Genomic DNA, 19,298 nt, shown 5'->3' with positions numbered 1-19,298 from the left:
ATGACGGTGATGTGGTGGTAGGCCCCGTACATGGCCGGCCGCATCAGGTTGGCGGCGCAGGCGTCCACCCCCACATACTCCTTATAGATATGCTTGAAATGGAGCACCTTGGTCACCAGACAGCCGTAGGGCCCCAGCAGAAAGCGGCCCAGCTCGGTACACAGGGCCACATCCCCCATGCCGGCGGGGACCAGAATCTCCTCGTACTGCCTGCGCACCCCCTCGCCGATGGCCAGGATATCGTTGGCGGGCTGCTCGGGGCGGTAGGGGATGCCCACACCGCCGGAGAGGTTGATGAACCGGATGTCGCACCCGGTCTCCTGCCGGAGCTCCACCGCCGTGCGGAAGAGGATGCCGGCCAGGGTGGGGTAATACTCGTTGGACAGGGTGTTGGAGGCCAGGAAGGCGTGGAGGCCGAAGTGCTTGGCCCCCATGGCCTTCAGCTTTTTGAAGCCCTCGGTGAGCTGGGACCGGGTAAAGCCGTACTTGGACTCCCCGGGGTTGTCCATAACCTGGAAGCCCTCGGCGCTCTCCCCGATGGTGAAGGTGCCGCCGGGGTTGTAGCGGCAGGAGATGGTCTCGGGGATATAGCCGATGGCCTCCTTAAGAAAGTCGATGTGGGTGAAGTCGTCCAGGTTGATGGTGGCCCCCAGCTGGGCGGCCAGCCGGAACTCCTCCGCCGGGGTGTCGTTGGAGGAGAACATGATCGCCTCCCCGGGGAAGCCGCAGCGGTGGGAGAGCATCAGCTCGGTGAGGGAGGAGCAGTCAGCCCCGCAGCCCTCCTCCCGCAGGATGTTCAGGATGGTGGGGTTGGGGGTGGCCTTCACCGCGAAGAACTCCCGGAATCCCCTGTTCCAGGCGAAGGCCTGCCGGAGCTTTCGGACGTTCTCCCGGATGCCCCGCTCGTCGTAGAGGTGGAGGGGGGTGGGGTACTGCTTCACGATTTCCTGGAGCTGCTCCAGAGTGACAAATGGCTGTTTCAAGGGATGCACCCGCTCTCTCTAAAGTATCCCCTCTATCTTATAAAATCCGGCTGGGTCTTGTCAATGGTCCCCTTTGCACGAAAAGGAGCGGGGGAGGGCGGCTCCTTTTCTATGGGGCCAGGATCTGATGGGCCTTGACCCGGTCCGGGAGTCCCGCAAAAACCGCCGCCCCGCCGCTACAGACGGTGGGAGCATGTCACAAATCCGCGCCTCCATCCACCTCATAGGGCACGGAGCCTAGGGCTGTTTGAAAAATGTCAACATGCCCAACCTGCGGGTCTTTTGTCCCCTGGACGGCGCAATTTTTCCTTGAAATCCGCCAGGATTCCTGCGAAAAAATTGCTTGCCAGCGGCCCAAAATCCCTCGCTGCCGGACACATCGCCAATTTTCAAACAAGCCCTAAAAAAGTCGCTGGCGCATGGGGAGCACTTTCTTCCGGGTCGTACTTGTAGTTATAGGCCAAAATCGCCCCGTTGCAGGGCTTTTCCAGACCCTGGGGCAAGCACTTTTTCAGCGCCGCCCCTATGGTCAGACCCTCGGAAAAGGGAGAAACCAGGGCCTCCACATCCGTCGCGGCCTCCACCAGACTCCGCTCCCAAAAATCCGGGTCAAAGGGCCAAAGCGCCTCACCGCAAAAAATCCTGGTTAAAGGGGGAAATCTCCGGGTTCCCCACCTCGTCGTACCCCTCCTCGGCAGCATAGTCCATCAGCGCGTCCTCATCCTTGAAAAAGCCCGCCCACACGGATACCATGCCTTCCTGTTCCATTCCAATTTCCTCCTCTATAAAATCAAACTTATCCGGTTTAGATCTTTTGGTAAATGGTCAGATCACTGGTGGAGGCGATGACAAAGAAATTCCCGCATTTGCTGAAGCCGTACGCCTGGATGGTGGAGATGCCAAAATCGTCATACACAATTCGGCACACCTCCGGCGTGCGGACCCAGGAGGCGTACTGGGGCGCGAACACAATCTGCTCGCTGGGCCAGACCGGGGCGACCCGCTCCAGAAGGTCTCCGGCCCTGGTGAAGGTCCGCAGGCCCCCGCCGCCCTCGCCGGCCAGCGGCACCGCCTCCTCCCCCAGCGCCTCCGAATAGGCCAGCAGGTCGTTCTCGTCATAGCATTCCTCCTCATACCGCTTTTCTCCGGTGGAGCAGTCGATCAGGCTCTGACCCCGGGAGGAGATACAGATCAGCTGCTCCGTCCGCGCCTGGGAAAAGCCCACATACATCAGTCCGCCCACCGCCAGGTCCCGCCGCGCCCAGCCCTGGGGCGTCCCCTCGGGAATCTGCCGGAGCAGTGCGAAAAGGCGCGCCTGGTTTTCCTGTTCCATCCTCTGCCTATCTGCCAGATCAAACATGGCCAGCCCTCCTTAAGCGGGAAAAGTCACTGCTGCATGGGGATTGAGGCCGTTTTCTTTCATTATAGCGGCTTGACGGCCCTGGCTCTGCTGGCGGGCCTGTGGATGCCCCCGGCCTCGGCCGCAGAGAGCGCACCCGTTGCCAGCTTTGTCAACACCTCCGGCGACGGGGGCAAGAACTATATCAGTTTGTGCGATGCCCGGACCTTCCGGGCCGGCATCCCCGTGGACCTGACCCTGGAGGAGGCCGAGGCCGCCGGGACCGTGGTGTGGTCTTTGGACTACGACGCCTCCCTGGGCTATGCGGACCCTGAGCTCTGCCTAAACCACACCCAGGGCGGCCCCCTGGAGCGCTGGACCCTCCGGGACGGCGCCGGCAGCCTGTTCACCGACATCCAGATCACAGCATAGACGGTGGACGGACAGGTCTGCCTCACCGTGACCTTCGCCAATGACTACCGGTACTTTACCAAGTTAGAAATTAGAAGATAACAGGAAGGTATGGATTGAGACAGGCACTGCTTGGAAAGGATGCCGATTTCTATTTCGGCTATATTCAGCCAGGAGGCGTGAATGGGGGTATAGTGGATTTCCAAACGCTGTGCAATCCGCCTGGCTGTATCGGGCTCAAAGGCTTTATACAGCGAAGCGGTGGAGTGGATATTCAAATTATCCATGACCAAAACATTTTTTCGCAATGACTGTAATGAACCTCCACCAGTTCACGCAGAAAATGAGCAAAATCTACGGCTTTTCTGGTGGAAGTCAACTTTATCGTTCTCTTGCTGGCCAGTGGTTCAAATGCGGCGAACAGATCTGCCACGCCGCAGCGGCGGTACTCATAATCTTCGCGTTCCAGGCTTCCCGGCTTTGCTGGGATGCTTCGCTTCTCAATCAACTGCCGCTTTGCCTCGTCCAGGCCGACCACTGGGCGCAGAGGGTCATAAGGCCGCTGATATACGTCCAGAATATCCTCCATCCGCGCTGCAAACCCGGCTCCTGGCTTTGGAATACACCATTCTGTCTTTACCACCCGTCACAAACCGTTTTGCTATCTGGCAAAGTGTGTGAGGGGTGGCATGATACGCTTCCTTCATTTTGTCGTATGTCCACTCCTGGTTCTCCGATATTTCATCCAATTAAGCAATATTTGCGCGTGTTTGATCCGATATCCTTGGGTCTGCCCTTTTTCCACCAACGCACGCAGTGCCTGCCGTCTCACTGCGGGTAATGATGGAATTGCCATTGAAGCAGCCGTTCTCGTCTCCTTCGGTGATGCCCGCCCAGTACCAGCGGTAGACCACATCCCCATAGGGGGCGCTCTTCGCCAGGTCGGGGACGGTGACGCCTCTGTGAATGGCGGCCTTTTCGCTGCTAGGGCTTGTTTGAAAATTGGCGCTGTGTCCAGCAGCGAGGGATTTTGGGCCGCTGGCAAGCAATTTTTTCGCAGGAATCCTGGCGGATTTCAAGGAAAATTGCGACGTTCAGGGGGCAAAAGCCCCGCCGGTTGGGCATGTTGACATGTTTCAAACAAGCCCTAGGGCAAACATAGCGGGCGTGCTGGAAATATAGTTCTGACTCCAGACGTTGACGACGTTGTCCATCACCTTTACCGGTCCTCTCAGCGGCCGGTTGGTCCCAGTGCCGCTGATCTGCTTCACATTGTTCAGGATTTGCACAGGGGTGTTCTGGAAAATGGCGCCCTTTCCGAGCCCCCAAGCCCATAGGGCACCGTCGGCCTTCAGCGCGAGGTAATTATTCTCATACCGGCTCACCGCTATGAAGCCGCTGCCCATGGTCTTTAACTGCTCGTTCCAGTCTTCCGTGTTCTCATTGGCCCGGCCCCAGACCACCAGGGTGCCGTCCTCCAGTACCGCCATTCAGGCCAGTGGAAACCAGTTGCGGTGTAGAAGTATTTTCATCGGGAGAAACGCTACGGACCACTGCCGTCCCATGGGCACTCTCCTTTGGGACATAGCCAATGTAGACATTCCTTCCCTTGTTCGTGCTGGAGGAAAAGTCTATGTAGTTATAGGCCGCCACATATCCGCTGTTGGTCTCGGACAGGCCGCCCAGAGAGGCCCCTGTGGCGTTGGCGCACACCTGGCCTGGGAAGGCCTGAACAGTGACATTGCTGACCCGTCCGCTGAACGTCCCGTTCCCCGCCTTGGTATTGTACATCATAAGGACGGCGGCGCGGGGATAGGCGTCGCCGTGGCCCAGGGTGACGATCGTTCCATCCTGGCCCACCAGCACGAACTGGTTAAAGGAGTGGCTGACATAGCCCACGGATCTGTTCATCACTTCATAGTAGGAATCCAGCACGGTCATGCTCTCCTGGTCCACGCACAGGGTCAGGTTGGCCTGATGGTTCAGTCCGTCGATGCTGGTATACATCTCATGGCAGGTGCAGATCGCGCCGCTCTACACGGGAATGCGAAATTGCAGATGGAACAAGCGGGAATTGACAAACGCTGTGCTGTATTTGGTGGATTCCGGGTGCAAATGGAGGCGGTTACCCCATGATTTTCCGCCATATTCAACAGTGCACAGCTTTTATCGCCGCGCTCGGATCAGTGGGCTGTGGGATCGTATTTTGGAGCATACGGATGCCGGGCGTAAGGAGGGGCCAAGTGATGCCATCATTGCTTCTCAGAGCGTAAAGACCGTGCCGGCCAGCGAAAATCGAGGGATTGACGGGGGAAAAAACGAAAGGCCGGAGGCAGCACATAGTGGTTGATGTGATGGGCAATTTATTGGCTGTCGTGGTTCATGCCGCCAATATCCATGATACAAAGGCGGGCATCTCTGCCGCCAAGCGGGGATTCATGCCAAACAGGGAATTTCTGAGCTGGTGCGGGCATGGGGACTCGAACCCCAACGCATCGCTGCACGAGAACCTAAATCTCGCATGTCTACCAATTCCATCATGCCCGCAGATATGAGTGGCAGGAGTTCCTGCCGCTATTTTTCCTCTGTTTTTACACGGCGAGGAACCGAGGCGGAGCGTTGCGCTTGACCCGCGTCTATAAAAACAATAAATAAGGAAGAAATGTAGTATGTGCGAAATCCGGAGACTGACTTTGTCGGTCTGCGATTTCAGCGCACAAAGTGCGATGGAATCGCGGTTTTTTATCCATGAGCTGCAATTTGGGATGGTCAGAATATCCGCTCAAAAATCTTTCACAGAGCTGACAGCACATAAATCCAGCATGTTTGCCAATTTCATCATACCCGCATAGAGGCGGGCAGCCTCTGCGGCGCACAGGCCGCCCACCTGGCCCGCACCCTCCCGGGAGCACAGGGTCAGAATTGCTGCATCATGCCGAACATCGCTGCCCGGAGCGCGTCGATTTCCGGGCACGGCGTCCGGCGCAGCGGAATGCCGCAGTAGGAGCAGAGATCCTCCAGGGCGGAGAATACCCAAGGGTTCCGGGCGCGGAGGAGACGCATCCGCCCCGCTCCCAGAACATAGGGGACAAAGGCGTCGAACAGGGCCTCAATCTCCGGCTTCCCCGGCTCCAGGATCTCAAAATGTATCACGCAGCCTTGGGTCACATCCATCATGAAGCAGAGCAGGGGCAGGGCGGCGCGCTCCCCCTTTTTGCCGGAGATGGGGACGTCAGGATAGACCAGATCCAGGATGATCTCTGCGGAGATGGCCGGGCGCTGTTTCAGCCGCTCCTTGAGCACCTCGTCCTGCAGCGTGACCTCTGGATACAGCGACGGGACCTTCGGCAGCTCCATCCAGCCGATATGCCAGCTCTGATCCTCCTTGGAAAAACAGCGCAGGAGCAGATGGTCCTCGTCCCATTGCGGCTCCAGCCGTCCCTCCTCCATGGCGCGAAAGCACATAAAGAGGTTTTGAAGCGCCTCCGTCATCACAGCAGCTTCGGAATCGTCGGGGGTGGCCGGCACATACCGCGGCTTCATCGAGAGGAAAAACGGCCAGTTGCCCCTGCCGCGAAAGCGCAGGCCCAGCTCCTTGATGATGGCCTTCTGGTCCGGGGGCACCTCCTCCCGGTCCCCCCAGTACAGCGTCAGGCAGTTCTGCTCGTGCATCAGATAGAGGGGGTCTGCTACGCCGTCGCTCTCCTCCAGGACGCCGAGGAACCTCTGGTAGCCGTCCGCGCCCAACAAGACGGTGATGCCATAGCACTCCCCGCCCCCTCCCATCACGCTGCAAAAAACCGTGACAGGATTTTTCTCCAGCACAATCTCCACCAGATCCTCGGCGTCGGCCCACCGCCAGGGCGCCATGTCTTTGAGCGCCCTGGCCGCCTCGAACAGAGCGCCCCACAGCTCAGCATTGACTGCCATCGTATCCACTCCAAACCGTTCTCCGGCGCCCCGCCGTGCTTCGGACGGCGGCGCGGAAACCCTGGATGCCAGCCGCACCCTCCCGCCAGCGGAAGCCCCCGCAGAATGACCCATGGCGCGGCTGTGTCGTGCGAATCAGCTCCTTTGCGGGCGATTCAGTGGATATCATTCTACCACTCTGCCGGAAAAAAGTCAATTGCGCGCGGTGGCGCTTCATGATATGATAGGCTCAGTCATGACACATCCGCCGGGAGGGAACACTATGAACCACACGCCGCGCGTCGCCGCCGTTCACGACCTGTCCGGGCTGGGCCGGTGCTCCCTGTCTGTGGTGCTGCCGGTGCTCAGCGCCATGGGGGTCCAGTGCTGCCCCCTGCCCACTGCCGTGCTCTCCGCGCACACCGCCTTTCCCGCCCCGGAGTGCGCCGCCTTTCAGGACCTCACCGGGACCATGGAGCAGACCCTGGAGCACTGGGCGGCCCTGGGCCTTACCTTTGACGCCATTTACTCCGGCTTCCTGGGCTCCGCCCGGCAGATCGGCCTGCTCCGCCGTCTCATCACCCAGTTCCGGCGGCGGGAGACCCTGGTTCTGATGGACCCGGTGATGGGGGACCGGGGGAAGGTCTACCGCACCTATACCCCGGAGCTGTGCGCCCAGATGGCCCGGCTCACCCGGGAGGCCGGCCTCATCACCCCCAACCTCACCGAGGCCGCCCTGCTGCTGGGGGAGGCGTACCGAAACGTCCCCACCAGCCAGGCCGGCATGGAGGAGTGGCTCGCCCGCCTCTCCCTGGGGGGAAGGCGCTCGGTGGTGGTGACAGGGGTCAGCTTCACCCCCGGAACCACCGGCGCGGGGTGCTTTGACCACAATCAGGGGCGCATGTGCTTTGCCATGGCCCGGCAGGAGCCGGCCTCCTTTTACGGGACCGGGGATCTCTTCGCCGCCGTACTCCTGGGAGGGCTCCTCCGGGGGGAGCCCCTGTCCGGGGCCGCCGCCCTGGCCGTGGACTTTGTCCAGAAGTGCGTGGCCCGGACTCTGGCCGCCGCCACCCCTGTGCTGGATGGGGTCCAGTTCGAGCCCCTGCTGCGGGAGCTGCTGTAGGATACCCCGGCCCGGGCGCGGAAGAGCAGAAAAGGGACAGCGGCAGAGATGCCGCTGTCCCTCAGCGCGATAAAGGGGGGGTATTCCAAATGGCTGGAGCGCCTGCCTGTGCGCTCAGGTCTTCTCCTCAAAGGATACGCCGCAGTTGCGGCAGGTGACGGTGATCCGGCCCTTGCCCCGGGGGACCCGGAGCTGCTGGCCGCAGTTGGGGCATTTGAAATAGCGGTGCTCCTTGTCCCGGTGGATGGTCCGCCGGAGCTTCACCCAGCGGACCACCGGCCCGGCCACCACCATGAACCTGGCGTTCTCCGCCCGCCGGCGGGCGGGGTTCCGGGAGAGCAGCCGGAAGAGGATCGCCAGAAGGAGCAGGGTATAGAGGACATAGAGCACCCGGGTGCGGGCAAAGAGGTCCGCCACATAGAGAACGAGAGACAGGCCGGCCAGGAAGAGATTGAGAGCATCCCAGCAGCCGTAGCGGCCATAGAAAAACCGCTGGATCAGATTCATCTTTGGTCCGCCTCCTTGCGATGACGTCCTGTAACTCTGGGCAGAGGCCGCACTTGGGTGCGCTTCTGCTCATTTCTTTATCATAAGCGCAGAATGTGGACACGTCAAGGAAGGAAACGTAAACAATATGTGAATTGTGCCTTGCACCGGGCCGGAGGGGGGTATATAATGGAAGCGAACAGAAGGAAGGGAGCGGTGCGGCATGGCCCGGATCGACAAGGAGAATTACTATTTGGATATCGCCGAGACCGTACTCAAACGGGCCACCTGCCTGCGCCGGCGCTACGGGGCCATCATTGTCAAAAACGACGAGATCATCTCCACCGGCTACAACGGCGCACCCCGGGGCCGGCGGAACTGCACCGACCTGGGCTTCTGCACCCGGGAGGCCCTTCAGATTCCCTCCGGGGAGCGCTATGAGCTCTGCCGTTCGGTCCACGCCGAGGCCAACTGCATCATCTCCGCCGCCCGCAGCGCCACCCTGGGGGGAACCCTCTACCTGGCGGGCCGGGACGCCAAGACCGGGGCGCTGCTGCCAGACGCCACCTCCTGCGCCATGTGCCGCAGGCTCATCATCAACGCCGGCATTGACCGGGTGGTCATCCGCCGCACCCCCACGGAATACGCTGTGGTCCATGTGGAGGACTGGGTCCGGGAGGACGACAGCCTGCCGCCGGCGGAGGCCTGCCCCCGGTAATCTACTCGGAAAGGAAGAATCCCCATGAAAAAGCGCGTGTTGTCCCTGATCCTGGCCCTTTCTCTGGTCCTGGGGCTCCCGGCCGGCGCCTCCGGGCTTGCGCCGGCGCCGGAGACCCCCTTGGCTGCCGGCAGCTATCTGAGCGCCTACCTCACGGAGGACGGTGAACTCTATACCTGCGGACACAACGACGGCTATCAGCTGGGCTATGAGCATACCAACGCAGCGAATCATGTGCAGAACGAATTTGTCAAGGTGATGGACGACGTGGTGGCCGTGGACTTCGGCTGGAACCAAGCCGCCGCCATCACATCTGACGGCTCCCTGTGGATGTGGGGCTCCACCGGCTTCGGCCAACTGGGCTTCGAGAGCAGCGAGGACTACCAGACCACCCCCCGGAAGGTGATGGACGGCGTGGCTCAGGTGAGCTGCGGGGGAAACTTCACCGCCGTGGTGAAGACCGACGGCTCTCTGTGGACCTTCGGCTACGGCTACGGCGGGCTTTTGGGCAACGGCCAGGAGGTGGGGGAGTCGGCCCAGCCCCAGCACATCCTGGACGACGTGGTCCAGGTGAGCTGCGGGGCCACCTGTGCCGCCGCCATCCAGACCGACGGCTCCCTCTGGACCTGGGGCAACAACCCCTCCGGTCAGCTGGGTTTTGAGACGGATATCCAGGGCGGCGGTGTGGGCGCCCGGGCGGCGGACCAGTGCACCCCCCACAAGATTCTGGAGAGCGGGGCGGCCTACATTGAGTGCGGCAACTCCAGCATGGCCCTCATCAAGACCGACGGCTCCCTCTGGACCTGGGGGAATGGCCCCCTGGGCGACGGCACCCGGGAGAGCACCTCGGAGCACCAGCACATCCTGGACGATGTGGTGCAGGTCTCCCTCTCGATGGACGGCAGCTCCGCCTATTACGCCATCCAGAGCGACGGATCCCTGTGGGCCTGGGGCTCCAACGGCAGCGGCTCCCTGGGATTTAAGAGCGGCAACGTCTCCGGCCAGTACCTCCAGACTATCCCCCGGAAACTTCTGGACGGGGTGGCCGCCGTTGCCACCGGCGGCATCCACACCATCGCCCTGATGACCGACGGATCCCTGTGGGCCTGGGGGTTTGACAACTGCGGCGCCCAGGGCCGGGGCAGCAACATTTCCATCTGCTACAGCCCCAGCAAGGTACTGGACAACGTCAGGAGCGCCTCCGGGGCCCAAGAGACCACCCAGGAGACCGCAGAGGGGGCCGGCTTCACCGACGTGAGCTCCTCCGACTACTTTGCCCAGGCGGTGGGCTGGGCGGTGACCAACGGCATCACCCAGGGCACCGGCGGCGGGGCCTTCTCCCCGGAGAACACCGTCACCCGGGCCGAGGCCGTCACCTTCCTCTGGCGGTCCGCCGGGGAGCCGGAACCCGCCGCCACCGCCTCCCCCTTCACCGATGTCACCGATTCCAGCGCCTACTACTACGACGCCGTCCTCTGGGCGGTGGAGCAGGGCATCACCCAGGGGGTGGGGGACGGGCGCTTTAACCTTACCGGGACCCTGACCTATGAGCAGATTTTCACCTTCCTGTGCCGCTTTGCCGGACAGAGTGCCGGCGGGGCCGGCTGGTCTGCCGCTGCGGTGAACTGGGCCCAGGACAACGGCCTCACCGACGGCCTCGCCTACACCGCCGCCGCCCCCTGCCCCCGGTCCGACGTGGTCTACTGCCTGTGGAAGCAGCTGGGGGACGGCGGGGAGAGCATCGGTGAGACCCCGGAGGAGCCGCCGCAGCCCTCGGAGGAGCAGCCGGAGACTCCGGAATCCCCTGAGGACGTGCCCAGTGGCCAGACGGACCAGGACGTGGCTGCGGCGGTCATCGTCAACGGCCTCCTGCAGCGGCGGACTTCCATCGACCTCAGCGCCTATGGCCTGGAGGCCTCGGAGGCGGAGGCACTGGCCCGGGACATCGCCGACCTCAACGGGGAGAACCCCTACGGCGTCACCGGGCTGAGCGCCAGCGGCCAGACCCTGTCCGTGACCTATGAGAGCTCTGTCTCCAGCCTGTGGGGCCTCAGCCAGGAGGTCCAGGCGGCGGCGGAGCGGGTGGTGGACCAGGTGATCACCGACGGCATGAGCGACTACGACATTGCCAAGGCCCTCCACGACTATCTGGTGCTCAACTGCAAATACGATATGCGCCTCTACAGCGGCGGTATGCCCAGCACCGCCTACACCCCCTATGGCGCGCTGATCGACGGGACCGCCGTGTGCCAGGGCTATGCCGAGGCCTATCAGGTACTGCTGGAGCTGTGCAACATCCCCTGCGAATATGTCAGCGGCTACGGCAACGGAGGCCGCCACGGCTGGAACCTGGTGCAGATCGACGGAGAGTGGTACCATGTAGACACCACCTGGGATGACCCCACCCCAGACCGGGAGGGCTATGTCCGTTACGACTACTTCCTGAAGAGCGACGCTTACATGAGCCGGGACCACTCCAACTGGACCCAGAAGCAGGTCTGCTCCAGCACCAAGTACGACAACGCCGGCCTGCCCGACTCCTTTGAGCAGGCGGAGCGGGAGCAGTATAACGCAATCCTTGACGCCTGCTATGCCGCCGCCCAAAATATGCCCTATCAGACCGTGGCCGCCCTGCAGGCGGCCACGGAGGAGGAGCTCCAGAACGCCAGATATCTCTATGTCGATTTTTCCGGCTTGGGCATCGACGTCTCGATTCTGGCCCAGTACCGCACCGAGGCCGGGCGGGTCCTTACAGAGCGGTATCCCGATCTCACCATGGTGAGCTTTGACCGGGACAACCTGCGCTATCAGCTCCGCCGCGACGACGTGGCGGAGGAGATGCAGCGCCGCCAGGCCGTACAGGAGGAGAAGCAGCAGCTACAAGAGGAGCAAGCCCAGCAGGAGCAGGATGCCCAGGCCGCGGCCTCCGCTGCGGAGGTCCAGGCGGCCCTTGAGCGGGCCATCGCGGGCATGGACTGCTACACCACGACGGTGACCCTTTCCGGTTATACCGACGAGGCTGTTGAGCTGGCCTGTGACAACATGAGCACCGTGGGCTACACCTTTGACGGCTACACCTTCCGCACGCCCTGGGCGGATTCGGACTACAGCCTCAGCGCCAAGTCCGGCGGCGTGGTGACCATCACCAACCGGAAATGGGCTGCGGCGGAGGAGCAGAAGTACCTGGACCAGATCGATGCGGCCATCGACAGCGGAGAACTGCGCCTCACCCTCCAGGGCGGGAACTATGCCGACCGGCCGAACCAGCCCTGGTACTACGCCTCCCAGGCGGCGGCAGCCGCCAGAGAGGAGGGCTACACCACCCCCGGCGGCCTCACCGCCGGGACGGACTACACCATCGCAAGCTCCATCGACAGCGCCACGGAGAACCTGATCGTTCGGATCACTTATCCCTTCCCCGCAATGAGCGATGCGGAGGCCCTGACGCACTTCACCGGCATCTTTGAGGACGCCGTCCGGAAGGGCCTGCCGGAGGTGACCGTCCAGGAGTCCGACGGGATGCGGGATTACAGTGACATTGTGCAGGAGGCATATCACACCGTGAACACCGACGGCTATGAGGTGGACGGCCTGATCGCTGGTACGGACTACAACATCTGGACGAAGTCCTCCGGCGCCAATACGGCCACATGGAGCATCGTATACTACATGGAGGAATAATCCCCCGGCGCCGGCGTATTCTATCGAGCAAATCCAGGCCGCCTCCGCTTCTGCGGAGGCGGCCCTCTTGTTTGCCTCCGCGTCCCCCGCCGCCTGGGGTCCACAGCAAAATTCTCTCTGTTTTCGTCCTTTCGCCCGCGAATGTTCTTGACAGAAAAGCGGGGGAGACTTAAAATAGAAATGAACAAAACTGAAACCATTTTCAGGGCTGTTTTTTACGGAATCGTGTGGGAGCGCGGGGCCGTCTGCGGCGATAGGCGGCGCGTGGACCCACACGAGTCATTTTATGCCGAAATGATTCGGAACCACATCAAAACTAATGGAGGTGCGTCAAGACAGCTATGGAACCCGTAACGATTCTGGTAGGCGCGGTCTGCGCCGTCGTTGCGGCCGTCGTTTTTTTCCTGTTGGGTATCCAGTACCGCAGGAAGGTCGCCGAGAAGGAGATCTCCAGTGCGGAGGAAGAGGCCAAGCGTATCATCAACGAGTCCATCAAGAGCGCCGAGGGCAAAAAGCGGGAGGCGCTGGTGGAGGCAAAGGAAGAGATTCTGAAGGCCCGCAATGAATATGAGAAGGAGGTCAAGGAGCGCCGCTCCGACCTCCAGAAGCAGGAGCGCAGGCTCCAGCAGAAGGAAGAAAACCTGGATCGCAAGACCGAGAACATTGAGCGGAAGGAGGAGACCCTCTCCCGGAAGCTCTCCGAGCTGGAGGAGGCCCGGGAGGAGGTGGAGGCCCTCAAGAAGTCCGAGATGGAGGTGCTCGAGCGCATCTCCGGCTTCACCGCCGAGGAGGCCAAGAACTACCTCATCGCCCAGCTGGAGGCCGACGTCACCCACGAGTCGGCCATGAAGATCAAGGAGATCGAGGCCCACTACAAGGAGGAGGCCGACAACATCGCCCGGGAGCTCATCTCCGGGGCCATCCAGCGCTGCGCCGCCGACCATGTGGCCGAGGCCACCGTGTCCGTAGTGTCTCTGCCCAACGACGAGATGAAGGGCCGCATCATCGGCCGGGAGGGCCGGAACATCCGCACTCTGGAGACCCTCACCGGCGTGGACCTCATCATCGACGACACCCCGGAGGCCATCACAGTCTCCTGCTTCGACCCCGTCCGCCGGGAGATCGCCCGGCTGGCCCTGGAGAAACTCATCCTGGACGGCCGCATCCACCCCACCCGCATCGAGGAGATGGTGGAGAAGGCCAAGCGGGAGGTGGACGCCACCATCAAGGCAGAGGGGGAGCGGGCCGTCTTTGAGACCAACGTCCACGGCCTGCACCCGGAGCTGGTGAAGCTTCTGGGCCGCATGAAGTACCGCACCAGCTACGGTCAGAACGTCCTCAATCACTCCATCGAGGTGGCCCATGTGGCCGGCCTGCTGGCCGCCGAGATCGGGGCCAACGTGGCCGAGGCCAAGCGGGCCGGCCTGCTCCACGACCTGGGCAAGGCCATCGACCACGAGGTGGAGGGCTCCCATGTGGCCATTGGCGTGGAGCTGGCCCGGAAGTACCGGGAGTCCGAGGGGGTCATCCACGCCATCGAGGCCCACCACAACGACGTGGAGCCCCGGACGGTGGTTGCCTGCCTGGTCCAGGCGGCCGACGCCATCTCCGCCGCCCGGCCCGGGGCCCGGCGGGAGAACCTGGAGAACTATATCAAGCGCCTGGAGAAGCTGGAGGAGGTCACCTCCTCCTTCCCGGGGGTGGAGAAGTCCTTCGCCATCCAGGCCGGCCGGGAGGTCCGGGTCATGGTCAAGCCGGAGCAGATATCCGAGGACCAGATGGTCCTGCTGGCCCGGGATATCGCCAAGAAGATCGAGGAGGAGCTGGAGTATCCCGGACAGATCAAGGTCAACGTCCTCCGGGAAACCCGGGTCATCGAATACGCCAAATAGTCCCGAAAAACGCGCCGCCGGGGGAAAGGCAACCACCGATAAGGAAAGTATGGAAAACAAACGAATTTAACGGCTGGCAAATAGGTTGCAACAATTCCGAATGCGTAATGCATTCGGAATTGTTTTATAATAAACTATATCTGTAAAGGCGGTGAGTGCAGGCATGGATAATAATCTCATTTCGATTGAAAAATTGCAAAGCAATATAAAAACCATGAAACTCTTTTCTCTATTTCTAAAACCAGAACAGTGAAAACAGATCAAAACGTTTGTGGCGCGGCTGTTCGGCCTGAGCAGCTGCGAGGCGGCAAAGAATCTGGCGTATGACTTCGGCATTGACGCTGTAATCGCCAGCCAGAGCAAGTACCATCTCGAATACTGCAACAATGTAACCAACGCTGCCGGCCGTCGGGTGCGAGGATTTTGGGGAATCGAGGCACTGGTCCATCCCAATATATCGGTGTATTCTGGTAATTCGCTGCGTATGTATGTACCGAGGGATACGCCGGAGGGCTGACGGGGCTGGTGCGCTGTACATACGCAGCGTTTGACCGCAATACCTCATATATCACGCAAGACGGTTCTTATGGCGAAAGGCGGCGGGCATCCAGTCCGCCGCCGCCCGGAAAAGGAAGCGATTGCACAGGCATATTTTAGAGCAGACGCGGAACTGTGAAAAGGTTTGCCGCAGTCCGCACCCATATCGCGGAACAGCGGTTCATGGATTTGCGCACCCGGTACGCCGTTTGGCGAGGTTACAGCCGGAAGAAAGAAAAGTCACACAGTTCCGTAAACTGTAAAAATCCGCTGCTGACCTACGGTACACGGCGGCCTGCTTCTATCGCATGACCGATACAGTCCAAATTTTACTGCTTCATGAAGCCGGTGCGCCGCAGGGCGCAGCCGGTTCTTTTTATGGAGAAGACAAAATCAGGGAGGAACTTTTATGAAGTCAAATATCCGAAACGAGATCAAGACGCAGATCGTCTGCGCCGGGTACACCATGCAGGAGGCCGTTGACCTGTTACATGAGGAGTACGGCTGGAGCGACAGCGTATCCAACTTTTCAGGCAAGTTGCAGCGAGGGCTGCTGCGGTATCGGGAGGCCGTGGAGCTGGCCGACGTGCTGGGCTACAATAACTGGGGCCCGTGCAAAAGTGGAGCTTTTGTGGGGAGAGGAGGAGCAATGGAGCGAGTGAGCTTTCACGCTTGCGTGGAAGCGAAGGATGCGCAATCTGCGACGACGGGGCAGAAACGGCCATGAGAGAGGAAGGGGAGATTTTTATGACAGACGCAGAGAAGAAGCTGTCGCAGGCGAAGCACCGGCTGGAGGAAGCTCAGGCGCGGGACCGGGTAAAGGAGCGCAAGGCCCGGACGCGGCGGCTGATCCAGGAGGGCGCGATTTTGGAGAAGGCGATGCCGGAGGTACGGGGTATGGATCTGTCCGAGCTGGAAGGCTCTCCCTCCTGAATGGATGAGGCATGCGGCGTGTGTTCCTGTTCAGTTGGTATCTTCGTAGTAGAGGACACCGTGGGATTTTGCCGCCGGAGGGAGCTGTCCCACCGTATGTGGTACTGTCCGCCAGTCTACTGCAGCCAGTCAGGCAGCTCAGCAAAAGTATCGCCGTCAGTCCGAGCAAAACGATCTGTTTCATCCCGCATGCTTCCTTCCTGCTTTTGTGTCTCCATCCTATCACGGAGCGGCTTGGAACGCAACTGTTCGACGAGGAAAATAGGCGGTCCCCGCCCCTTCCTTTACATACATTTGACAGAGATTTGACCTCCAGATGGTTGCGCTTAAACTGCGCAGTTGCTAAGTTTTATAATGACTTTTTTTACCCTTTGAAAATTTCTGCTATGACCCCTGAAAATCCGGCGGCAGCTCCGTATTCTTCTGCCGGAGGGGATGGAGGGATCGATATGGTGCGGACGGAACACAGCATTGTGGCCCAGATTCAGGCGGCAAAAATGGACCCGGAGGCTGCGGATGCCCTGATCGGACAGTACATGGGTTTTATCCGCAGCGAGACGGTAAAATTCACCCACTCCGCACCGGAGAACGGCCGCGAGGACGAGCTGAGCATTGCCATGCTGGCTTTTTATGAATCGATTCTCAGTTACAAAAAGAGCCGGGGGGCTTTCCTGCCCTACGCCGCCCGGGTCATCCGCAACCGCCTCATCGACCACTATCGCTTGGAGAAGCGCCACGGGAATGTGATCTCCCTCCATGCGCCCGCCGGTGGGGACGAGGAGGAGCGCAGCCTGCTGGATACCCTGCCGGACACCCGAGATGAGATCTGCGCATTTGAAGTACGCACCGACAGCCAGCAGGAGATCCGGGAATTTTCCGAAAAGCTCGCCCAGTTTGGCATCACCTTCTCCGACGTAGCGGACAACTGCCCCAGACAGGGGCGGACGCTGGCCGCCTGCCGCCGGGTACTGGACTTCGCCCGGGCCCAGCCAGGGCTCTTGAGGCAGGTGGAGGACACGGGCAAGCTGCCCATGAACGAGCTGGCGACCGGTTCCGGCACCGACAAAAAGACCATGGAGCGGCACCGCAAGTACCTGGTGGCCATCCTGCTGGCCTTTACCAATGGCTATGAGATCATCCGGGGGCACCTGTGCCAGCTTGGGCCCGCCAGGGGAGGGAGCGCGGAATGAACTATTTGGTGATGGAGACCCACCCGGCCTACGCCGTGCTGCTGGACGAGGAGGGCCGCTTCCTCAAGGCGGCCAATCTCCGCTACCAGGTGGGGGACACGGTACAGGACATCGTGGAGCTGCGCCCGCCCAGGCCCCGCCGGGCCCTCCCCGTGAAGTATATCAGCGGCCTGGCCGCCTGCTTGTGCCTGGCCTTCTTCGGCTGGTACCGGCCCAACTACACCCCTTACGGCGCCCTCCGGGTGCAGATCAACCCGGACGTGGAGCTGACCCTCAGCCACACCCAGCGGGTGCTGGAGGCCCAGGGCCTCAATGCCGGCGGCCAGGACCTGGTGAACGGCTGGGACTGCCGGGGCATGGACCGGGACCAGGCGGTGGTGGACCTGGTGGAGCGGGCCATGGACCTGGGCTATCTCTCCGATGGGGAGACCGTGGCCGTCTCGGTCTCCGCCCCCGACGCGGCGTGGCAGACCGGCGGGGAGGAGGGCATCCGGGCCGCCCTGGACGCGGCCTACGGCGGGACCATCGTCATCCAGGTGGGGGAGCCCCAGGCCCCCCCGCCGGAGCCGGCGGAGGAGGTAGTGCTCCCCATTCCCGCCCCCACGCCCACATCCACACCCACGCCTACTCCGACGCCAACCCCGACATCAACGCCCACACCCACGCCTACTCCGGTGCCAGCCCTGACACCAACGCCCGCACCCACGCCTACTCCGGCGCCAGCCCTGACACCAACGCCCGCACCCACGCCTACTCCGGTGCCAGCCCTGACACCAACGCCCACGCCCACCCCAACGCCGGCGCCCACCCCCGTCCCCGTCTACGGCGACAGCCCCTACGATGTCAGCGGATCGGACTACCTCCCCTCCGGAGGGGACTCTGGCTACGACAGCGGGGACGATGACGATTGGGACGACGGCGATTGACCCGGGGCGGAGAAAAAATTTCTCCCCCACCCCGGTTTCCCCGGCTCCGCCCCGTATTCTCCCCATGCAAGCACCGGGGGGAAAGAAAAAATCCGCCAGACCCCGGTTTTCCCCCGGCGGCTCCGTACACTACAGACACAGACAAGGTTCTAACACCAAATCATTGAAGGAGATGACTGATATGAAAAAGCGTTCCCGCGCCAAGCTGTTCGGCCTGACCCTGGCCGCCGCCCTGACCCTGACCATCCTGACCGCCTGCGGAGGCGGCACTGCCGCCCTGCCCCCCGGAACCGGCGCCCAGAGCGCCGCCCCCACCCCCGCCTCGGCCTCCCCCGACGGCCGGGTGGGGACCGTGCTGCTGAGCGTCAACCCGGAGATCGAGATGGACTACGACGCCGCCGGCAGCGTGGTGGCCCTCACCGGGGTCAACCCCGACGGGCAGGCGGTACTGGCCTCCTACACCGGCTACCAGGGCCGCCCCTGCACCGAGGTCCTGGGGGAGCTGGTGGGGCAGATCAACGCCGCCGGGTACTTCGACGCCACCATTGACGGCCGGGAGCGGAACATCGTCCTCAAGCTGGAGCAGGGCTCGGCCTACCCCAACGAGCAGTTCCTAAACGAGCTGGCCGGGGCGGTCCGGGTGGTGGTGGAGACCGGCCAGATCGGCTCCCAGACCGTAACCCTGGACGGCGACGACTACGACGCCGCCTATGCGGACCAGGGCTATATCAACGCCCAGGCGGCCCAGGACATTCTCTCCGCCCAGCTGGGCCGGGACGATCTCCAGTTTGTGGAGAAGGACTACGACCTGGACGACGGGGAGTACGAGGTGGAGTTCGTCCTGGACGGCGTGGAGCATGAGTACGAGGTCAACGCCGTCACCGGTAAGGTCACCGAAATGGACGCCGATTTCCAGGACTATGACGACACCGACTACGGCCCAGACAGTGACGGAGTCACCGACTACAACACTGCAGTGATCGGCACGGGCAGCAGCCCCACTGTCACCTATGATGATACCGACTATGGCCCCAACGCCGACGGCGTTACCGACTACAACGACACCGACTACGGCCCCAACGCCGACGGTGTCACCGACTACAACGACACCGACTACGGCCCCAACGCCGACGGCGTCACCGACTACAACGACACCGACTACGGCCCCAA

General features: G+C 61.9%; 21 protein-coding genes, 1 tRNA gene and 2 pseudogenes. 12 read left to right on the top strand and 12 right to left on the bottom strand.

Annotated elements, in window-relative coordinates:
• The 4 genes from Q0K09_RS06995 to Q0K09_RS06980 all read right to left on the bottom strand — a co-directional run.
• Nucleotides 1–983: diaminopimelate decarboxylase (locus Q0K09_RS06995; protein WP_294474676.1), on the bottom strand; the 983-nt coding region annotated here is incomplete at its 3' end.
• A 389-nt stretch (nt 984–1,372) separates the two neighbouring features.
• Entirely contained in the window at nt 1,373–1,567 is a 195-nt protein-coding gene (locus Q0K09_RS06990; RefSeq protein WP_294474674.1) for a hypothetical protein, read from the bottom strand.
• 43 nt (nt 1,568–1,610) lie between these two features.
• Nucleotides 1,611–1,751 (bottom strand): hypothetical protein, encoded by a 141-nt coding sequence (locus Q0K09_RS06985; RefSeq protein ID WP_294474672.1) that lies wholly within the window; start codon nt 1,749–1,751, stop codon nt 1,611–1,613.
• A 37-nt stretch (nt 1,752–1,788) separates the two neighbouring features.
• Nucleotides 1,789–2,343, bottom strand: a complete 555-nt coding sequence (locus tag Q0K09_RS06980; protein ID WP_294474670.1) for a hypothetical protein — start codon at nt 2,341–2,343, stop codon at nt 1,789–1,791.
• A gap of 36 nt (nt 2,344–2,379) precedes the next feature.
• On the opposite strand from Q0K09_RS06980, the gene Q0K09_RS06975 reads away from it, so the two are divergent.
• Nucleotides 2,380–2,754 carry a hypothetical protein gene (locus tag Q0K09_RS06975; protein WP_294474667.1) on the top strand — a complete coding sequence of 125 codons (375 nt, stop codon included), beginning with the start codon at nt 2,380–2,382 and terminating at the stop codon, nt 2,752–2,754.
• Nucleotides 2,755–2,798: 44 nt separating this feature from the next.
• On the opposite strand, the gene Q0K09_RS10800 is transcribed toward Q0K09_RS06975, so the two are convergent.
• The 5 genes from Q0K09_RS10800 to Q0K09_RS06960 all read right to left on the bottom strand — a co-directional run bounded on the left by Q0K09_RS10800 (nt 2,799) and on the right by Q0K09_RS06960 (nt 4,740).
• A complete protein-coding gene (locus Q0K09_RS10800; RefSeq protein WP_365931721.1) occupies nt 2,799–3,020 on the bottom strand; it encodes a transposase in 222 nt (73 codons plus the stop codon).
• Nucleotides 3,008–3,322: a transposase gene (locus Q0K09_RS06970; RefSeq protein WP_294474664.1), complete on the bottom strand. Its 315-nt coding sequence runs from the start codon at nt 3,320–3,322 to the stop codon at nt 3,008–3,010. The genes Q0K09_RS10800 and Q0K09_RS06970 overlap by 13 nt, the downstream gene beginning before the upstream one ends.
• A gap of 160 nt (nt 3,323–3,482) precedes the next feature.
• Nucleotides 3,483–3,782 (bottom strand): S-layer homology domain-containing protein, encoded by a 300-nt coding sequence (locus tag Q0K09_RS10795; protein WP_365931725.1) that lies wholly within the window; start codon nt 3,780–3,782, stop codon nt 3,483–3,485.
• 87 nt (nt 3,783–3,869) lie between these two features.
• Nucleotides 3,870–4,196, bottom strand: a complete 327-nt coding sequence (locus Q0K09_RS06965) for a hypothetical protein (protein WP_294474663.1) — start codon at nt 4,194–4,196, stop codon at nt 3,870–3,872.
• Nucleotides 4,174–4,740 carry a hypothetical protein gene (locus Q0K09_RS06960; RefSeq protein WP_294474661.1) on the bottom strand — a complete coding sequence of 189 codons (567 nt, stop codon included), beginning with the start codon at nt 4,738–4,740 and terminating at the stop codon, nt 4,174–4,176. Before Q0K09_RS06960 ends, Q0K09_RS06965 begins: the two co-directional genes overlap by 23 nt.
• On the opposite strand from Q0K09_RS06960, the gene Q0K09_RS10790 reads away from it, so the two are divergent.
• Both Q0K09_RS10790 and Q0K09_RS10785 read left to right on the top strand, forming a co-directional pair.
• On the top strand, nt 4,727–5,083 hold the full coding sequence (locus Q0K09_RS10790; protein ID WP_365931716.1) for a transposase: 357 nt from the start codon (nt 4,727–4,729) through the stop codon (nt 5,081–5,083). The two genes, Q0K09_RS06960 and Q0K09_RS10790, sit on opposite strands and share 14 nt — an antisense overlap.
• A pseudogene (locus Q0K09_RS10785) lies at nt 5,037–5,138 on the top strand (IS5/IS1182 family transposase); the annotation flags it as partial. The gene Q0K09_RS10790 and the pseudogene Q0K09_RS10785, both read left to right, overlap by 47 nt.
• A 57-nt stretch (nt 5,139–5,195) precedes the next feature.
• On the opposite strand, the gene Q0K09_RS06955 reads toward Q0K09_RS10785, so the two are convergent.
• A tRNA-Leu gene (locus Q0K09_RS06955) sits at nt 5,196–5,280 on the bottom strand.
• A 369-nt stretch (nt 5,281–5,649) separates the two neighbouring features.
• Nucleotides 5,650–6,663: a hypothetical protein gene (locus tag Q0K09_RS06950; protein ID WP_294474659.1), complete on the bottom strand. Its 1,014-nt coding sequence runs from the start codon at nt 6,661–6,663 to the stop codon at nt 5,650–5,652.
• Between the two features lie 262 nt (nt 6,664–6,925).
• Between Q0K09_RS06950 and Q0K09_RS06945 the strand changes: the two genes are divergently transcribed.
• Complete coding sequence (locus Q0K09_RS06945) at nt 6,926–7,765, top strand: pyridoxamine kinase (RefSeq protein WP_294474657.1); 840 nt, start codon at nt 6,926–6,928, stop codon at nt 7,763–7,765.
• Between the two features lie 114 nt (nt 7,766–7,879).
• Here the strand turns inward: Q0K09_RS06945 and Q0K09_RS06940 are convergent, their stop codons facing one another.
• Nucleotides 7,880–8,272 carry a hypothetical protein gene (locus Q0K09_RS06940; RefSeq protein WP_294474656.1) on the bottom strand — a complete coding sequence of 131 codons (393 nt, stop codon included), beginning with the start codon at nt 8,270–8,272 and terminating at the stop codon, nt 7,880–7,882.
• A 202-nt stretch (nt 8,273–8,474) separates the two neighbouring features.
• On the opposite strand from Q0K09_RS06940, the gene Q0K09_RS06935 reads away from it, so the two are divergent.
• The 8 genes and pseudogenes from Q0K09_RS06935 to Q0K09_RS06900 form a co-directional block, all read left to right on the top strand.
• A complete protein-coding gene (locus Q0K09_RS06935) occupies nt 8,475–8,969 on the top strand; it encodes a dCMP deaminase family protein (RefSeq protein ID WP_294474654.1) in 495 nt (164 codons plus the stop codon).
• Nucleotides 8,970–8,993: 24 nt separating this feature from the next.
• Complete coding sequence (locus Q0K09_RS06930) at nt 8,994–12,650, top strand: S-layer homology domain-containing protein (protein ID WP_294474652.1); 3,657 nt, start codon at nt 8,994–8,996, stop codon at nt 12,648–12,650.
• 341 nt (nt 12,651–12,991) lie between these two features.
• Nucleotides 12,992–14,542, top strand: coding sequence for a ribonuclease Y (gene rny / locus Q0K09_RS06925; protein WP_294474651.1), 1,551 nt, complete (start codon nt 12,992–12,994; stop codon nt 14,540–14,542).
• Nucleotides 14,543–15,488: 946 nt separating this feature from the next.
• Nucleotides 15,489–15,680: pseudogene (locus tag Q0K09_RS06920) on the top strand (LLM class flavin-dependent oxidoreductase); the annotation flags it as partial.
• A gap of 146 nt (nt 15,681–15,826) precedes the next feature.
• Nucleotides 15,827–16,012 carry a conjugal transfer protein TraD gene (locus Q0K09_RS06915; protein ID WP_294474649.1) on the top strand — a complete coding sequence of 62 codons (186 nt, stop codon included), beginning with the start codon at nt 15,827–15,829 and terminating at the stop codon, nt 16,010–16,012.
• A gap of 449 nt (nt 16,013–16,461) precedes the next feature.
• A complete protein-coding gene (locus tag Q0K09_RS06910; RefSeq protein ID WP_294474648.1) occupies nt 16,462–17,202 on the top strand; it encodes a sigma factor in 741 nt (246 codons plus the stop codon).
• Nucleotides 17,199–18,128: a hypothetical protein gene (locus Q0K09_RS06905; protein WP_294474647.1), complete on the top strand. Its 930-nt coding sequence runs from the start codon at nt 17,199–17,201 to the stop codon at nt 18,126–18,128. Before Q0K09_RS06910 ends, Q0K09_RS06905 begins: the two co-directional genes overlap by 4 nt.
• A 181-nt stretch (nt 18,129–18,309) precedes the next feature.
• The coding region (locus tag Q0K09_RS06900) for a PepSY domain-containing protein (protein WP_294474645.1) at nt 18,310–19,298 on the top strand (989 nt) is incomplete at its 3' end.

It is taken from the genome of uncultured Intestinimonas sp., from assembly GCF_944387725.1.
Classification (GTDB): domain Bacteria; phylum Bacillota; class Clostridia; order Oscillospirales; family Oscillospiraceae; genus Intestinimonas.
This window is presented reverse-complemented; position numbering and strand designations above follow the sequence as displayed.

Bases quoted from the DNA above. Each gene is read 5' to 3' on its own strand.
- Q0K09_RS06985 (WP_294474672.1), bottom strand. From the start codon at position 1,751: ATGGAACAGGAAGGCATGGTATCCGTGTGGGCGGGCTTTTTCAAGGAT.
- Q0K09_RS06980 (WP_294474670.1), bottom strand. From the start codon at position 2,343: ATGTTTGATCTGGCAGATAGGCAGAGGATGGAACAGGAAAACCAGGCG.
- Q0K09_RS06975 (WP_294474667.1), top strand. From the start codon at position 2,380: ATGGGGATTGAGGCCGTTTTCTTTCATTATAGCGGCTTGACGGCCCTG.
- Q0K09_RS10800 (WP_365931721.1), bottom strand. From the start codon at position 3,020: ATGGATAATTTGAATATCCACTCCACCGCTTCGCTGTATAAAGCCTTT.
- Q0K09_RS06970 (WP_294474664.1), bottom strand. From the start codon at position 3,322: ATGGAGGATATTCTGGACGTATATCAGCGGCCTTATGACCCTCTGCGC.
- Q0K09_RS10790 (WP_365931716.1), top strand. From the start codon at position 4,727: ATGCTGGTATACATCTCATGGCAGGTGCAGATCGCGCCGCTCTACACG.
- Q0K09_RS06960 (WP_294474661.1), bottom strand. From the start codon at position 4,740: ATGTATACCAGCATCGACGGACTGAACCATCAGGCCAACCTGACCCTG.
- Q0K09_RS06950 (WP_294474659.1), bottom strand. From the start codon at position 6,663: ATGGCAGTCAATGCTGAGCTGTGGGGCGCTCTGTTCGAGGCGGCCAGG.
- Q0K09_RS06945 (WP_294474657.1), top strand. From the start codon at position 6,926: ATGAACCACACGCCGCGCGTCGCCGCCGTTCACGACCTGTCCGGGCTG.
- Q0K09_RS06940 (WP_294474656.1), bottom strand. From the start codon at position 8,272: ATGAATCTGATCCAGCGGTTTTTCTATGGCCGCTACGGCTGCTGGGAT.
- Q0K09_RS06935 (WP_294474654.1), top strand. From the start codon at position 8,475: ATGGCCCGGATCGACAAGGAGAATTACTATTTGGATATCGCCGAGACC.
- Q0K09_RS06930 (WP_294474652.1), top strand. From the start codon at position 8,994: ATGAAAAAGCGCGTGTTGTCCCTGATCCTGGCCCTTTCTCTGGTCCTG.
- rny (WP_294474651.1), top strand. From the start codon at position 12,992: ATGGAACCCGTAACGATTCTGGTAGGCGCGGTCTGCGCCGTCGTTGCG.
- Q0K09_RS06915 (WP_294474649.1), top strand. From the start codon at position 15,827: ATGACAGACGCAGAGAAGAAGCTGTCGCAGGCGAAGCACCGGCTGGAG.
- Q0K09_RS06910 (WP_294474648.1), top strand. From the start codon at position 16,462: ATGGTGCGGACGGAACACAGCATTGTGGCCCAGATTCAGGCGGCAAAA.
- Q0K09_RS06905 (WP_294474647.1), top strand. From the start codon at position 17,199: ATGAACTATTTGGTGATGGAGACCCACCCGGCCTACGCCGTGCTGCTG.